Origin of the sequence: Micromonospora endolithica (genome assembly GCF_003626595.1) — a bacterium.
In the GTDB taxonomy this organism is placed as follows: Bacteria; Actinomycetota; Actinomycetes; order Mycobacteriales; family Micromonosporaceae; genus Micromonospora; species Micromonospora endolithica.
Genome location: NZ_RBAK01000014.1, coordinates 1 through 14,426, shown reverse-complemented (window position 1 = coordinate 14,426; position 14,426 = coordinate 1). Strand labels below are relative to the sequence as shown.

The window sequence follows — 14,426 nt, the reverse complement described above, 5'->3', positions numbered from 1 at the left end:
GGCTGCTCCTCGCGTCTCACAGGGCACCGTGGAAGGTGCGGGACAGCACGTCCCGTTGCTGCTCCGGGGTGAGCCGGACGAAGTTCACCGCGTACCCGGACACCCGGACGGTGAGCTGCGGGTACCGCTCGGGGTGCGCCATCGCGTCGACAAGCGTCGCCCGGTCCAGCACGTTGACGTTCAGGTGGAACCCACCGGCGTCGGTGTACCCGTCGAGCATCCCGACCAGGTTGCCGATCTGTTCGTCACGGGTGCGGCCCAGCCCGTCCGGGGTGACCGTGCCGGTCAGCGAGATGCCGTCGCGGGCCGCGTCGTACGGCAGCTTCGCCACCGACAGGGCCGCCGCGACCAGGCCGTGCCGGTCCCGCCCGTTCATCGGGTTCGCACCCGGTGCGAACGGCTCGCCGGCCCGCCGCCCGTCCGGGGTGTTGCCGGTGTGCCGGCCGTACACCACGTTGGACGTGATGGTCAGCACCGACATGGTCACCTCGGCGTCGCGGTAGGTGCGCTGCCGGCGCAGCTTCTCGGCGAACGTCTCGACCAGCCACACCGCGATCGCGTCGGCCCGGTCGTCGTTGTTGCCGTACGTCGGGTGCTCGCCCTCGACGAGGTAGTCGACCGCGAGGCCGGTGGCGTCGCGCAGCACCTTGACCCGGCCGTACCGGATCGCGGCGAGGCTGTCCACCGCGACGGAGAGCCCGGCGATGCCGGTGGCCATGAACCGGCGCACCGGGTGATCGTGCAGTGCCATCTCCAGCCGCTCGTAGGCGTACCGGTCGTGCATGTGGTGGATGACGTTCAACGCGTCCACGTACGTCTCGGCCAGCCAGTCCAGCGTCCGGTCGTACGCGGCGAGCACCTCGTCGTAGTCGAGGGTCTCCCCGCCGACCGGTGCGGCGGCGGGTGCCACCTGCTCGCCGGTCAGCTCGTCGCGGCCGCCGTTGACCGCGTACAGCAGCGCCTTGGCCAGGTTGGCGCGGGCGCCGAAGAACTGCATGTCCCGGCCCACCCGCATCGCCGACACGCAGCAGGCGATCGCCGTGTCGTCGTCGTACGCCGGCCGGACGAGGTCGTCGTTCTCGTACTGGATGGCGCTGGTGTCCAGCGACACCTGCGCGCAGAACCGCTTGAACCCCCGGGGCAGTCGGGGCGACCACAGCACCGTCAGGTTCGGCTCCGGGGCCGGTCCGAGGTTGTAGAGCGTCTGCAGGTAGCGGAAGCTGGTCCGGGTGACCAGCGGCCGGCCGTCGGCGCCCATCCCACCCAGCGCCTCGGTGACCCAGGTCGGGTCGCCGGAGAACAACTGGTCGTAGTCGGGGGTGCGGAGGAACCGGATGATCCGCAGCTTGATCACCAGGTCGTCGACCAGTTCCTGCGCGGTCATCTCGGTCAGCCGTCCCTCGGCGAGGTCCCGCCGCAGGTACACGTCGAGGAACGTGGCGGTACGCCCGAGCGACATCGCCGCGCCGTTCTGCTCCTTGCAGGCGCCCAGGTAGGCGAAGTACAGCCACTGGACCGCCTCCCGCCCGGTCGCGGCGGGGCCGGAGATGTCGTAGCCGTATCGGGACGCCATCTCCTTCAGCTCGCCGAGCGCCCGGATCTGCTCGGCCAGCTCCTCCCGGTCGCGGATCACGTCGTCGGTCGACGGCCGGTCGTCCAGCGCGGCGCGGCACGACCGCCGGTCGGCGACCAGCCGGTCCACCCCGTACAGCGCGACCCGCCGGTAGTCGCCGATGATCCGCCCCCGCCCGTACGCGTCGGGCAGCCCGGTGATCACGTGCGAGCGTCGCGCTGCCAGCACTCTTTCCGGGTACGCGTCGAACACCGCGTCGTTGTGCGTCCGGCGGTACCGGGTGTAGATCTCGTGCACCCGCGGGTCGGGGGTGAACCCGTACGCGGTCAGCCCGGCCTCCACCGTCCGCAGCCCGCCGGCGGGCATGATCGCCCGGCGCAGCGGCGCGTCGGTCTGCAGGCCGACGATCAGCTCCCGCTCCCGGTCGATGTAGCCGGGCGCGTGCGCGGTGATGGTCGACGGGGTGGCGGCGTCCACGTCGAGGACGCCGCGGCGGCGTTCCTCGGCCAGCAGCGCCCGGACGGCCGCCCACACCTCCTGGGTGCGCGACGTGGGGCCGGTGAGGAAGGACGCGTCGCCCAGGTAGGGCTCGTGCTGGTGACGCACGAAGTCGGCGACGTCCACGGTGTCCCGCCAGGCGCCGGGGGCGAAGCCCCGCCACGGGTCGAGGTGCTGCGCGGTCATGGTTGTCCCTTCCACCGCTGGCTCATGTCCATCCTGGATCGCTGTGCACCCCCACCCTCGCCCCGCCCCGAGTCGCCGACCAGAGCCCAAGTACCACCCGCCCCGGGACCTCCGCCCCACCCCCGGGCCGCGGCGGGGCGAGGGTGGGGGACGGGGTGGGGTCAGGGTTGGACCACCAGGCGGCGGGCGCGCAGCGCGCGCGCCCACCACGGGCGGGGGGCGCGGGGGGCCGGCAGGGGCAGACCCTTGAGGCTGACCCAGCCACCCGGTCCCATCCGTACCGAGCCGATCGCCGGTGCCCGGCGGCGGGCCACCACCGCCGCGCCGGCCGCGAGCAGGCCGAGGCCGAGCACCCCGGCGGCCGCCGCGAGCAACTGGTCCGGGTCGACCACCGGCCGGTAGCGCACCCGGCCGCCGGTGGCGACGAACGCGCCGACCGGACGGCCCCGCCAGGTGACCGGCACCAGCGCCGCCGCCGGGTCGCCGGGCAGTGCCAGGACCGGACCGACCAGGGGTACGACCGGGTCCGGCGGCCCCGCCGCGGCGGCTGCCGGACGGACCGGCGGGGTGAACGGCGCCGTGCCGGTGGGATTGAGGATGGCGGTCATGGCGGGTACCTCCTAGCGGGAGTCGGAACCGGCGACGGTGGCCGCGACGGCGGCCCGGCCGGCGGCGAGCCGGGCGATCGGCACCCGGTACGGCGAGCAGGACACGTAGTCCAGGCCGGCGTCGGCGAAGAACGCGACCGAGTCCGGGTCGCCGCCGTGCTCCCCGCACACCCCGACGGTCAGGTCGCCACGGGTGGCCCGCCCCTCGGCGGTGGCCAGCCGGACCAGCCGGCCGACGCCGGTGGCGTCGATCGTCTCGAACGGGGAGACGCCGAAGATCCCCCGTTCCTGGTACGTGTCGAAGAACGAGCCCTCCACGTCGTCGCGGGAGAACGCCCAGGTGGTCTGGGTCAGGTCGTTGGTGCCGAAGGAGAAGAACTGGGCGGCGCGGGCGAGGTCTCCGGCGGTCAGCGCCGCCCGCGGGATCTCCACCATGGTGCCGACCGGGATCGGCGGGACGTCCGGCACGGTGGCCAGCACGGCCTGCACCTCGGCCCGCACCACGGTCAGCTCCCGGACGTCCGCGACCAGCGGCACCATGATCTCCGGGCGCGGGTCGCCGCCGTCGCGGACCCGCTGCGCCGCCGCCTCGGCGACCGCCCGGACCTGCATCGCGAACAGTCCCGGCACCACCAGCCCGAGGCGTACGCCCCGCAGGCCCAGCATCGGGTTGGTCTCGTGCATCCGGCGGACCGCGGCCAGCAGGGCGGCGTCCCGGCCGGGATCCTCGCCGCGCGCCTCGGCGCGGGCCACCCGCGCGGTCAGCTCGTGCAGCGGCGGCAGGAACTCGTGCAGCGGCGGGTCGAGCAGCCGGACGGTCACCGGCACCCCGTCCATCGCCGCGAGGATGTCCACGAAGTCGGCCCGCTGCAACGGCAGCAGCGCGTCCAGGGCGGCGGTCAGCTCCGCCGGGTCGTCGGCCAGGATCAGCCGCTCGACCAGCTCCCGGCGCGCGCCGAGGAACATGTGCTCGGTACGGCACAGCCCGATCCCGGCCGCGCCGAACGCCCGGGCCCGGCGGGCGTCGGCCGGGGTGTCGGCGTTGGCCCGTACGCCGAGCCGGCGCGCGGCGTCGGCGTGCGCGAGCAGCCGGTCCACGGCGGCCACCAGCCGATCTTCCCGCCCGACCGGCTCACCGGCGAGGTGACGGGCCACCGGCGAGGGCACCACCGGCACCTCGCCCGGGTACACGTTGCCGGTGGTGCCGTCGATGGAGATCAGCTCACCGGCCCGGACCACCCGGTCGCCGACGGTGAACGCGTCGCCCGCCGGGTCGATCCGCAGCGCCTCCGCGCCGCACACGCAGGTCCGTCCCATCCCCCGGGCCACCACCGCCGCGTGCGACGTCTTGCCACCGCGCGAGGTGAGCACCCCCCGCGCGGCGATCATGCCGGGCAGGTCGTCGGGGTTGGTCTCGGCGCGGACCAGGATCACCGGGCCGTCAGCCGCGACGGCGGCGGCCGAGTCGAACACCACCCGCCCGACGGCGGCCCCGGGCGAGGCGCCCACCCCGGTGGCCAGCGGCGGCGGGGCGGCGGCCAGGTCGAACGCGGGGAACATCAACCGGGCCAGCTGCGCCCCGTCGACCCGGTGCAGTGCCTCGTCCAGGGTGATCAGGCCCTCGTCGACCAACTGCGCGGCGATGGTGAACGCCGCCGCCGGGGTGCGCTTGCCGACCCGGGTCTGCAGCATCCACAGCCGGCCGCGCTCGATGGTGAACTCGACGTCGCACAGGTCCCGGTAATGCCGCTCCAACACTCCCATGATCCGCTTCAGCTCCCGGAAGCTGACCGGGTCGATCCGCTCCAGTTCGGCCAGCGGCACCGTGTTGCGGATACCGGCGACCACGTCCTCGCCCTGGGCGTCGCGCAGGTAGTCGCCGTACACCCCGGGTGCCCCGGTGGCCGGGTCCCGGGTGAACGCCACCCCGGTGCCGGAGTCCGGGCCCAGGTTGCCGAAGACCATCGCCATCACGTTGACCGCCGTGCCGAGGTCGTCCGGAATGTGCTCCCGGTGGCGGTAGAGCACCGCCCGCTCCGCGTTCCAGGACGAGAAGACCGCCCGAATGGCCGAGTAGAGCTGCGCGTGCGGAGCCTGCGGGAAGTCCTGACCGACATGCGCGGCGAACACCTTCTTGTACGTCTCGACCAGCTCCCGCAGCGCCGCCGCGTCCGGGCCGTCCGGGCCGGCCGCGGCCCGCACCGACGCCAGCTCCCGCTCGAACTCCTCGGCCGGGACACCGTGCACGGTCCGGCCGAACATCTGGATCAACCGCCGGTAGGAGTCCCACGCGAAGCGCTCGTCGCCGCTGCGCGCGGCCAGCCCGGCCACGGTGGTGTCGTTCAGCCCGATGTCGAGGATCGTCTCCATCATCCCCGGCATGGAGTACCGGCCACCGGACCGCACGGCCAGCAGCAGCGGGTCGTGCGGGTCGCCGAGGCGCCGGTCCAGCCGTACCTCGATCTCCCGCAGGTGCGCGTTGACCTCGTCGAACAGCCGCAGCGGCACCCGCCCGTCAGCCAGGTACGCCCGACACGCGTCGGTGGTGATGGTGAATCCCGGCGGCACCGGCAGTCCCAGCCGGGTCATCTCCGCCAGGTTCGCGCCCTTGCCGCCGAGCAGGTCCGACCTGCTCCGGTCGCCCTCGACGAAGTCGTAGACGTAGGTCACCATGATGCCGGCCTCCTCCTGCCACCGGGGCGAACCCGCCCCCCTGATTGGTAGCAACGGGCCGGTCCCGTCCGGCAGGGCCGGACGGGACGTCGGGCGGGCCAGAGGTCCCGGACGGCACCCGAGCTGTCCTATCCTCGGCCGGTGAACCCCGAGCTGCGCCTGCGTCCGGTGCGCGACGACGACCTGCCGGCCTTCTACCGCTACCAGCGGGACCCGGAGGCGGTGCGGATGGCCGCGTTCACCGCCGAGGACCCGGACGACGCGGCGGAGTTCGCCGCGCACTGGCGGCGGGTACGCGCCGACCCGGCGAACGAGTCCCGCACGGTGACCGTGGACGGCACCGTGGTGGGCTACGTGCTGGCCTTCCCGGTCGGGGAGCGCACCGAGGTCAGCTACTGGATCGACCGGGAGCGCTGGGGGCGGGGTCACGCCACCGGGGCGCTGGCCGCGCTGCTGCGCGAGCTGCCCCGGCGGCCGGTGCACGCCCGAGCGGCCAAGGACAACCACGCCTCCCTGGCGGTGCTGCGCAAGTGCGGCTTCGTCGTCCGTGGCGAGGACCACGGCTACGCGCCCGGTCGGGGCCACGACGTCGAGGAATGGGTCCTGGAACTGTCCCGCTGAGCCCGTCCACGCGCCGTCCGGCCTCCCGCCGGGGCGTCTGACCTGGGCAGGCACTACGCTCGCTCGGTGAACTGGCTGGAACTGATCGGCTGGACCGGCTCCGCGCTGCTGGTCTGGTCGCTGCTGCAGACGCGCATCCTCCGCCTGCGTGCCCTCAACCTGGTCGGCTGCCTGATCCTGATCGGCTACAACGCCGCCGTGCAGGTGTGGCCGATGGTCGGGCTCAACGTGGTGCTCGCCGTGATCAACGTGTGGTACCTGCGCCGGATGCTCGCCACCCGGCACGACGAGGCGACCTACCAGGTGGTGGAGGTCGGCGTCGACGACCAGTTCCTGGCCCACACGCTGCGGGTGCACGCCGCCGACATCGCCCGGTTCAACCCCGGCTTCGTCCCCCGGCCCGACGGCGACCGCTCGGCGTTCGTGGTGATGAAGGACGACGAGGTGGTCGGGGTGGTGCTGGCGCACGCCGAACCGGACGGGGTGGCCCAGATCGACCTGGACTACGTGACCCGGCGGTTCCGGGACTTCGCCCCCGGCGAGTTCGTCTACCGGCGCAGCAGCCTGTTCACCGACCGGGGCTTCCGCCGGGTGGTCAGCCCGCCCGGCATGGTCGCCCCCTACTACCACCGGCTCGGCTTCCGCCCGGAGGGCGACCGCTACGTGCTGGACCTGCCGGCCGCCGCCTAGATCGCCCGGGCAGGGTTGCGCCCCCGGCCGGTTGGGCACAATTGGCGTACGTCGGCGGGGCCTCCGCGCGGCGACGCCGCCGGCGTGTCCGGTGGCGGTCCGGATGAGGGAGAACCGGGTTGCAGAGCTACTGGAGCCAACTGGCCCTGGTCGGAGTCCTGGTCGTCCTCAACGCGCTCTTCGCGGGCAGCGAGATGGCGTTGGTGTCGCTGCGGGACAGCCAGATCCAACGGCTGGAACGCACCAGCCGCGCCGGAGCGGTGCTGGCCCGCCTCGCCAAGGACCCGAACCGCTTCCTCGCCACCATCCAGATCGGCATCACCCTGGCCGGCTTCCTGGCCTCGGCCGCCGCGGCCGTCTCGTTGGCCCGCCCGCTGGTGCCGCTGCTGAAGGTGTTCGGCGGCGCCGCCGAGACGCTGGCCATCGTGCTGGTCACCCTCGTGCTGACCTTCGTCACCCTGGTCTTCGGGGAGCTGGCCCCCAAGCGGATCGCGATGCAGTCGGCCGAGCGCTGGGCGCTGCTGGTGGCCCGTCCGCTGGACGTGCTCAGCAGCATCACCCGGCCCGCCGTATGGGCCCTGGGCGCCACCAGCGACCTGGTCGTCCGGCTGGTCGGGCTGAACCCGAAGCACGAGCCCGACGAGATCGGCCCGGACGAGCTGCGGGACATCGTCGCCGGCAACCACGGTTTCACCAAGGAACAGCGGACGATCATCGCCGGCGCGGTGGAGATCGCCGACCGGCAGCTCAAAGCGGTCCTCGTACCCCGGCTCCAGGTCTTCACGCTGGACAGCGGCACCACCGCGGAGGCCGCGCGGCTGGTGCTCGCGGCCACCGGCCACTCCCGCGCGCCGGTGGTCCGGCACAGCGGGCTGGACGACGCGGTCGGGGTGATCCACCTGCGTGACCTGGTCGGCGTGCCGGACGACCGGCCGGTCGACGAGTGCGCCCGCCCGCCGATGCTGCTGCCGGACTCGCTGCCGGTGGTGGACGCGCTGCGCCAGTTCAAGGCCGAGCGGCAACACATCGCCCTGGTGGTGGACGAGCGCGGCGCGGTCGACGGCATCGTGACGCTGGAGGACATCCTGGAGGAGATCGTCGGGGAGATCTACGACGAGACCGACCGGGACGTGCACTCGGTACGCCACGAGCCGGACGGCACCATGGTGCTGCCCGGCACCTTCCCGGTGCACGACCTGGTCGACATCGGCGTCGAACTGCCCGGCCGGCCGGCCGGCGACTACACCACCATCGCCGGGCTGGTCCTGGCCTGCCTCGGCCACATCCCCACCGAGACCGGGGAGAGCGTCACGGTGGACCGCTGGCAACTGGTCGTGGCCGGCATCGACCACCACGCCATCGCCGAGGTCCGCCTGCACCCCACGAACGTCCCCGAGGACACCGAGCCCCTCCTCGACGAGGCCCGCAGCTGACGCCCCAGACACGCGGGGGTGCTCAGGGTGGGGTGGGGAAGTCGGGGAAGCCGTTCACCGGCGGGTCGAGGCGTACCCGGTGCACCGGGACCTGGACGGTGCTGCGGCCGAGCAGCCGGGCCACCGCCCGGATCGCCCACGGCCCGGTCGGGTGCCGCTCCGGTCCGATCAGCCGGCCGGCCAGCCGCCCGTACCAGTGCGCGGTGACCACCAGGTCGGTCAGCCGCAGCGGCCCGTCCGGCACGGCGCCGCGCACCACCACGTCCACCACCCGACCGAGCCGCCGGCCCTCCCGGTCGTACGCGGTCCGCCCGACCAGCTCACCCGCTCGCACGGCCCGCCCCCGGTATCCGCGCGATGACGTGCCGCCGCAGCCACTCCTCCACCGGCGAAGCCGGCAGGTCCTCGGCGGGCACCCGCAGTCGTACCGCGCTGTCCATCCGCTCGACCAGCGCGAACGGGATCCGCACCGGGGCCATCGGGCGGTCGGTGACGAACCGCTCGGCGGCCAGCACCAGCATCCGCCCAGCCCGGCCGCCGACCCGCGCGCCCAGCACGCCGGGTCCGCTGAGCAGCGCGTGCACGTACGCCACCCCGTCGTCGCCGACGGCGAACTCCACGTCGTCGACCTTGCCGACCAGCCGACCGACCGAGTCCACGATCTGCCGGTCCAGCAACTGCCGCACCAACTGGATCCTCACCGGCCCAGCCCGGTGGTGATCGCCAACGGCACCGCGGCCACCGACGCGGCGACGATGACCAGCAGGAACACCGCCCCGAGCAGGTTCAGCCACCGCCCGTTGACCCGGTCGCCCAGATACGTCCGGTCGTTGGCCACCACCAGGATCGGCAGGTACGTCAGCGGCAGCACCACCGCGCTGACCACCAGCATGTACTCGGTCAGCGTCACCGGGTCGACCGTGGTGAGCAGCACCAGCACTCCCAGCAGCACGCTGACCAGCAGCACGGTGTGGAACCGGGCGGCCTCCCGGGGCCGTACCCGCTTGCCCCACTGCCAGCCGAAGTACTGCGCCGCCGCGTACGCCGCCGACAGCCCGGTCTCCAGCGCGGCGCCGAAGGTGACCGCGAAGAACCCGATCGCCGCGACGGCCAGCCCGACCGCGCCGAACGCCACCACCACCGGCGTCGCCACCTGATCCAGCGACGTCACCGACACCCCGGCCGGGTGCAGCACCACGGTCGCGGTGGCGATCAGCGCCAGGGCGAGGAAGCCGCCCACCGGGAACCCGATCAGCACACCGGAACGGGCCGCGGCCAGGTCGGCGGCGCTCCACCGTTCCTCCACCGCGCCCGAGGAGAAGAAGAACACCTCGTACGGGCTGACCGTGGACGCGAACAGCGCCACCGCCACGAACCAGTACGCGCCCCACCCCTGGCCGCCGTCACCCGGCCGCAGCACGCCGCGCCCCAGCTCCGCCCAGTCCGTCGGCAGCCACCACAGCGCCACCGCGAAGACCACCAGCGCCAGCCCGGCCAGGCCGAAGACGCGCTCCATCAGCTGGAACCGCATCCGCCACAGCACCAGCCAGACGGCCAGGCCGGCGACCGGCACCCAGACCAGGTACGGCACGCCGGTGGCCAGCCGCAGCGCCAGCGCCACCCCACCCAGCTCGGCGGCCAGGGTGAGCACCGTGACCAGGTACGACGCCAGCAGGTTGAGCAGCGCCACCCGCGCCCCGAGCCGCTCCCGGACCAGGTCGAACACCGCCCGGCCGCTCACCGCCGCGATCCGGCCGGCCATCTCGGCGTACGCGCAGATGCCGACCACGCCGAGCAGCAGCACCCAGGCGTGTGCCATGCCGAACCGTGCCCCGGCCTGGCTCGCCGCGACCAGGTCGCCGATGTCCACGAAGCCGCCGACGGCGGAGAGGATGCCGAGCGTCCCGGCGAGGAGTCTCCTCACCTCGGCGGGACGTCCGGCAGCGTCATCGACGCGACCATATCGGCGGACAACGCCTCCGATGCCGCGAACGCGGATCATTCACAGCGTTCCGGTCATCAGCCCCGACCGGGGCGGGACACTGCCCGCGTACTCCCAGGTGCCGGTGTCGGACGGACCGCGACCGGTCGGCGGCGCCGGCCCCCGGCGGGAGCCGCGCCCGCCCCGCGGGTCAGCCGCCGGTGAGGTTCTGCAGCCGCACCTGACCGCGCGCGACCAGGCGGTCGGTCCCGTCGGTGATCTCCACCTGCCAGAGCTGCTGGCTGCGGCCCCGGTGCACCGGCGTGCCCACCGCGGTCAGCTCCCCCTCCCGGACGGCCCGCAGGAAGTCGGTCTGGTTCGCCACCCCGACCACCTGTCCCCGGTCGCCCAACCAGAGCGACCCGCCGACGCTGGCCGCGGTCTCCACCACCGAGCAGTACACCCCGCCGTGCTGGATGCCGAACGGCTGGTGCAGCTCGGGCCGGACCCGCCAGCGGATGACCACCCGGTCGCCGCTGACCTCGTCGAACTCCAGGCCGAGCAGGGCGACGAAACCACCCGTCAGGTTCGGCATCTCCACCGCGCACCCTCCTTGAGATCATGGGCCGCCAGACTAGCCGGGGCGGCGGGCGGCAAACCCGCTACGGTCGGCCGCCGGTCATGGGGGAGAATCGGTGACCGTGACCGACAGCAGCCTCCCGCCCCCCGGGCGGGACTCCCTGACCGATGACCTGCGGTGGCGGGGCCTGATCCAGGACTCCACCGGCCTCGACGAGCTGCGAGCGCTGCTCGACGACGGGTCGGTGGCTTACTATGTCGGCTTCGACCCGACCGCGCCCAGCCTGCACGTCGGCCATCTCATGCAGGTCGCCACGGCCCGCCGGCTGCAACTGGCCGGGCACCGGCCGCTGCTGCTGGTCGGCGGCGCCACCGGACAGATCGGGGACCCGAAGGAGAGCGCCGAGCGGACGCTGAACCCGCCGGAGGTGGTCGCCGGCTGGGTCGCCCGGATCCGCGACCAGCTCGCGCCCTTCGTGTCCTACCAGGGCGCCAACGCGGCCCAGCTGGTCAACAACCTGGACTGGACCGGCGAGATGTCCGTCGTGGAGTTCCTCCGGGACGTCGGCAAGCACTTCCCGGTGAACAAGATGCTGGCCCGGGAGGTGGTCCGGGCCCGGCTGGAGAGCGGCATCAGCTTCACCGAGTTCAGCTACCAGTTGCTCCAGGCCAACGACTTCTTCGAGCTGCACCGCCGGCACGGCTGCCAGCTCCAGTTCGGCGGCTCCGACCAGTGGGGCAACATCACCGCCGGCGTCGACTACGTCCGGCGCCGGGGTGTCGGCCCGGTGCAGGCCTTCACCACGCCGCTGGTGACGAAGTCCGACGGGACGAAGTTCGGCAAGACCGAGGGCGGTGCCATCTGGCTCGACCCGGAGATGACCAGCCCGTACGCCTTCTACCAGTTCTGGGTCAACGTCGACGACCGGGACGTCGGCCGGTACCTGCGCTACTTCAGCTTCCGGTCCCGCGAGGAACTGGAGGCGCTGGAGAAGGAGACCGCCGAGCGGCCGGCGGCCCGGGCGGCCCAGCGGGCGCTCGCCGAGGAACTGACCACCCTGGTCCACGGCGAGCGGGAGATGGCCCAGGTCGTCGCGGCCAGCCAGGCGCTCTTCGGGCGGGGTTCCCTGGAGGAGCTGGCCCCGGCCACCCTGCGTGCGGCGCTGGCCGAGGCCGGCCTGGTGCGGCTGGCCGAGCTGCCCGACGTCGCCGGGCTGCTGCGTGAGGCGGGCCTGGTGCCGAGCCTCAAGGAGGCCCGGCGGGTCATCGCCGAGGGCGGTGCCTACGTCAACAACAACCGGGTGTCCGCGGTCGACGCCGTGCTCACCCCGGAGGACCTGCTGCACGGCCGCTACCTGGTGCTGCGCCGGGGCAAGCGCTCCTTCGCGGGCGTCGAGCTGCGGGCATAGGCGTACCCGGCGGCACGGGGAGGGCCGCGCGGCCCTCCCCGCCCAGACGGCACCCCCCGTCAGACGCGGCCGTCCGAGTCCTGGTTCTGCACGACCAGCCAGCGGCCGTGCCGGTAGGTGAAGCTGACCCCGATCAGCAGCGGCACCCGGGCATCCCCCTGGGTGAAGACCGAGTCGAACAGCACGAAACCGGTGCGGCAGCCCGCGACCGTTCGTTTCGCCACGCTGAACGACTGGGCCCAGGAGGGGTCGGCGAAGAAGTCCCGCAGGAACTCGGTGGTGGCGGCCTTGCCGTCGAGCACCTCGCCGTCGCCGGCGAAGACGACGGTGACGTCGGGGTGCAGCAGCGCGAGGAAGCCGGCGAGGTCACGCCGCTCGGTCGTCTCGACGTACGCCCGTACGGCCCGGTCGAACTGCCGCGCGCAGCCGGCGGCCGTCTCGACACGGCCGCCGACGGCGGACACCGTGCCCGGGTACGCGCTCATCACCCCCACCGCGAGGGCGAGCAGCGTGGGGCCGGCGGCCAACCGGGTGGTGAGGTGTGAAAACATCGATCGCTCCTGTCTCGGGGAGGCCCGGGGACAGTCAACGTCGTCCGGTTCCGGCGGCGGTAATGATTCGATCCGGCTCGAATCCGGTCACGCATCGACAGGCTTCGCCCTAAACTGCGGCTGTGCTCGTCGCGCGTCTCGACGGTCCGACCCTGGCTCGGGTCAGGTTGGCGCTGTCACCGGCCGCCGAGGCCACCGGATGGCTCCGGGCGACCTTGTCCAGATTCGGCCACCCGGTGCACGGGGACACCGGCCCGGCGGCCCGCTCCGCGCTCCGGCATCCCGACGTGGCGCTGCTCGCCGCGCTGGTGACCCCACCGGGGCGACCGGGCTACACCCCCGATCTGCTCACTCCCAAGCCACCGCCCGGCCCCACCGCCTCCGCGCTCGACCGCCAGCTGGACCTCGTCACGAGCACCGCCGCCGACCAGGTACGCGAGCAGGTGGCGGCTCGGTTCGCCGGTGCCGTCGTACCGCACCGGGTGCGGGTCGCCGTCGAGGACGGCTCCCTTCCCCGGCGGGCCGCGGCCGGCCTGTACCAGTTCTGGACCGCCGTCCTGCGCGACGACTGGCCGACGTTACGGGCCGGACTGGAGGCCGAGGTGGCCGCGCGGGCGGCCGCCATGGCACTCGGTGGGGTGGGGAGCGTCCTGGACGCGCTGCATCCCGCTGTCCACTGGACCGGCGACACCCTGACGGTGGAGGGCCCGCTGCGGGTCGACACCGTACTGACGGACACCGAGCTGGTCCTCGCGCCGTCGATGCTGGCGGCCGGCGTGTCGACCCAGTGGTGTGTGGCCGGCGATGCGGTGCTGGTCTTCCCGGCCCGTGCCGGGCTGCCCGTCCCCCGAGGGCGAGACGGCCTCGGCGAACTGGTGGGGGAGAGCCGCGCGGCGCTCCTGGCGGACCTCGGGGTGCCCCGCTCGACGGGTGAACTCAGCGCCCGGCACCGACTCGCCCCGGCCACGGTGTCGTACCACCTGGGGGTGCTGTACCGGTCGGGGCTGGTGGTGCGGCAACGGGACCGGCGGACGGTCCTCTACCGGCGCTCCCCGCGGGGCGATCGGCTGGTGGGTGAGGCGTGCGGGACGGTGTGACGCGGGACGCGGCCAGCGGATTTGACGATCACTCCGCCGGGCGCGTAACTTTCTCTTTGCCAGCGCGGAACGGACGAAACGGGGCGAAAGCCCTTGAGGCCGGAGCGCGGGACGGGACCTCCGGGTCCGGCGGGTCACCATCTGCCGGAGTCGGTGCGGGCGGTGCCCCGGATTGGCCGCGAGGCGGATTTGGTGAGGCGAGACCGACCGGGTAAGGTTCTTCACCGGCAGGGCACCGGGCGAGCGAGTGGGAAACCGCGAGCGGCCGGCCTGCCAAACCACGAGAGAAGCGGCGAGAGCCATCGACATCGTGGTGCCCGGAAAATGGGTGGCAACCATGGCAAACCGCGAAACACCGGTTTGACACGGAGAAAACCCCCGGGTAACGTAGTTCGAGTGCCCGGCGCGAGAGCGGCGGACATGAGAGAGGTTGCCCCGGATGGGGTTCTGCTGATGCGGGGCTTCGGATGGTGTGTGGTTGTTCTTTGAGAACTCAACAGGGTGCTTGATAAGCCAGTGCCAATTGTTTTATATCCCGGACTGGTCGAGCTTCGGTTTGGCTGGTTTGGATTCCTTTGGCAACATTT

Annotated in this window: 13 protein-coding genes; 5 read left to right on the top strand and 8 right to left on the bottom strand. The window is 73.2% G+C overall.

Going from position 1 to position 14,426, the window contains the following annotated elements; translation table 11 throughout:
- Positions 1-16: 16 nt before the first annotated feature.
- The 3 genes from pflB to ppdK form a co-directional block, all read right to left on the bottom strand.
- Positions 17-2,257 (bottom strand): formate C-acetyltransferase, encoded by a 2,241-nt coding sequence (gene pflB, locus D7223_RS26625; protein ID WP_120731307.1) that lies wholly within the window; start codon positions 2,255-2,257, stop codon positions 17-19.
- Between the two features lie 161 nt (positions 2,258-2,418).
- Positions 2,419-2,865 (bottom strand): hypothetical protein, encoded by a 447-nt coding sequence (locus tag D7223_RS34040; protein ID WP_120731305.1) that lies wholly within the window; start codon positions 2,863-2,865, stop codon positions 2,419-2,421.
- Between the two features lie 12 nt (positions 2,866-2,877).
- Entirely contained in the window at positions 2,878-5,538 is a 2,661-nt protein-coding gene (gene ppdK, locus D7223_RS26615; protein ID WP_120731303.1) for a pyruvate, phosphate dikinase, read from the bottom strand.
- Between the two features lie 141 nt (positions 5,539-5,679).
- Here ppdK and D7223_RS26610 point away from each other — a divergent pair, with 141 nt between their 5' ends.
- The 3 genes from D7223_RS26610 to D7223_RS26600 all read left to right on the top strand — a co-directional run bounded on the left by D7223_RS26610 (position 5,680) and on the right by D7223_RS26600 (position 8,282).
- Positions 5,680-6,159 carry a GNAT family N-acetyltransferase gene (locus D7223_RS26610; protein ID WP_120731301.1) on the top strand — a complete coding sequence of 160 codons (480 nt, stop codon included), beginning with the start codon at positions 5,680-5,682 and terminating at the stop codon, positions 6,157-6,159.
- 66 nt (positions 6,160-6,225) lie between these two features.
- Entirely contained in the window at positions 6,226-6,849 is a 624-nt protein-coding gene (locus tag D7223_RS26605; RefSeq protein ID WP_120731299.1) for a YgjV family protein, read from the top strand.
- Positions 6,850-6,968: 119 nt separating this feature from the next.
- Complete coding sequence (locus D7223_RS26600) at positions 6,969-8,282, top strand: hemolysin family protein (protein WP_120731297.1); 1,314 nt, start codon at positions 6,969-6,971, stop codon at positions 8,280-8,282.
- Between the two features lie 22 nt (positions 8,283-8,304).
- Here D7223_RS26600 and D7223_RS26595 read toward each other — a convergent pair whose 3' ends face one another.
- From D7223_RS26595 to D7223_RS26580, 4 genes are all read right to left on the bottom strand, one after another.
- The gene (locus D7223_RS26595) at positions 8,305-8,616 is read right to left on the bottom strand and encodes a PRC-barrel domain containing protein (RefSeq protein WP_120731295.1); all 312 of its coding nucleotides are present in this window, start codon (positions 8,614-8,616) and stop codon (positions 8,305-8,307) included.
- Positions 8,603-8,983: a hypothetical protein gene (locus tag D7223_RS26590; RefSeq protein WP_120731293.1), complete on the bottom strand. Its 381-nt coding sequence runs from the start codon at positions 8,981-8,983 to the stop codon at positions 8,603-8,605. The genes D7223_RS26595 and D7223_RS26590 overlap by 14 nt, the downstream gene beginning before the upstream one ends.
- Positions 8,980-10,206 (bottom strand): NRAMP family divalent metal transporter, encoded by a 1,227-nt coding sequence (locus D7223_RS26585; protein ID WP_120731291.1) that lies wholly within the window; start codon positions 10,204-10,206, stop codon positions 8,980-8,982. The genes D7223_RS26590 and D7223_RS26585 overlap by 4 nt, the downstream gene beginning before the upstream one ends.
- Positions 10,207-10,414: 208 nt before the next feature.
- Positions 10,415-10,798 carry a PaaI family thioesterase gene (locus tag D7223_RS26580; protein WP_186832408.1) on the bottom strand — a complete coding sequence of 128 codons (384 nt, stop codon included), beginning with the start codon at positions 10,796-10,798 and terminating at the stop codon, positions 10,415-10,417.
- 106 nt (positions 10,799-10,904) lie between these two features.
- Between D7223_RS26580 and tyrS the strand changes: the two genes are divergently transcribed.
- The gene (gene tyrS / locus D7223_RS26575; protein WP_120731547.1) at positions 10,905-12,191 is read left to right on the top strand and encodes a tyrosine--tRNA ligase; all 1,287 of its coding nucleotides are present in this window, start codon (positions 10,905-10,907) and stop codon (positions 12,189-12,191) included.
- Between the two features lie 59 nt (positions 12,192-12,250).
- Here tyrS and D7223_RS26570 read toward each other — a convergent pair whose 3' ends face one another.
- Positions 12,251-12,742, bottom strand: coding sequence for a nuclear transport factor 2 family protein (locus D7223_RS26570; RefSeq protein WP_120731287.1), 492 nt, complete (start codon positions 12,740-12,742; stop codon positions 12,251-12,253).
- A gap of 122 nt (positions 12,743-12,864) precedes the next feature.
- Here D7223_RS26570 and D7223_RS26565 point away from each other — a divergent pair, with 122 nt between their 5' ends.
- Positions 12,865-13,839, top strand: coding sequence for a winged helix-turn-helix domain-containing protein (locus D7223_RS26565; protein ID WP_120731285.1), 975 nt, complete (start codon positions 12,865-12,867; stop codon positions 13,837-13,839).
- Positions 13,840-14,426 lie beyond the last annotated feature (587 nt).

What these genes read in the sequence shown, in the direction of transcription:
- D7223_RS26570 (WP_120731287.1), bottom strand. Translation starts at nt 12,742, where the DNA reads ATGTTTTCACACCTCACCACCCGGTTGGCCGCCGGCCCCACGCTGCTC.
- ppdK (WP_120731303.1), bottom strand. Translation starts at nt 5,538, where the DNA reads ATGGTGACCTACGTCTACGACTTCGTCGAGGGCGACCGGAGCAGGTCG.
- pflB (WP_120731307.1), bottom strand. Translation starts at nt 2,257, where the DNA reads ATGACCGCGCAGCACCTCGACCCGTGGCGGGGCTTCGCCCCCGGCGCC.
- D7223_RS34040 (WP_120731305.1), bottom strand. Translation starts at nt 2,865, where the DNA reads ATGACCGCCATCCTCAATCCCACCGGCACGGCGCCGTTCACCCCGCCG.
- D7223_RS26580 (WP_186832408.1), bottom strand. Translation starts at nt 10,798, where the DNA reads ATGCCGAACCTGACGGGTGGTTTCGTCGCCCTGCTCGGCCTGGAGTTC.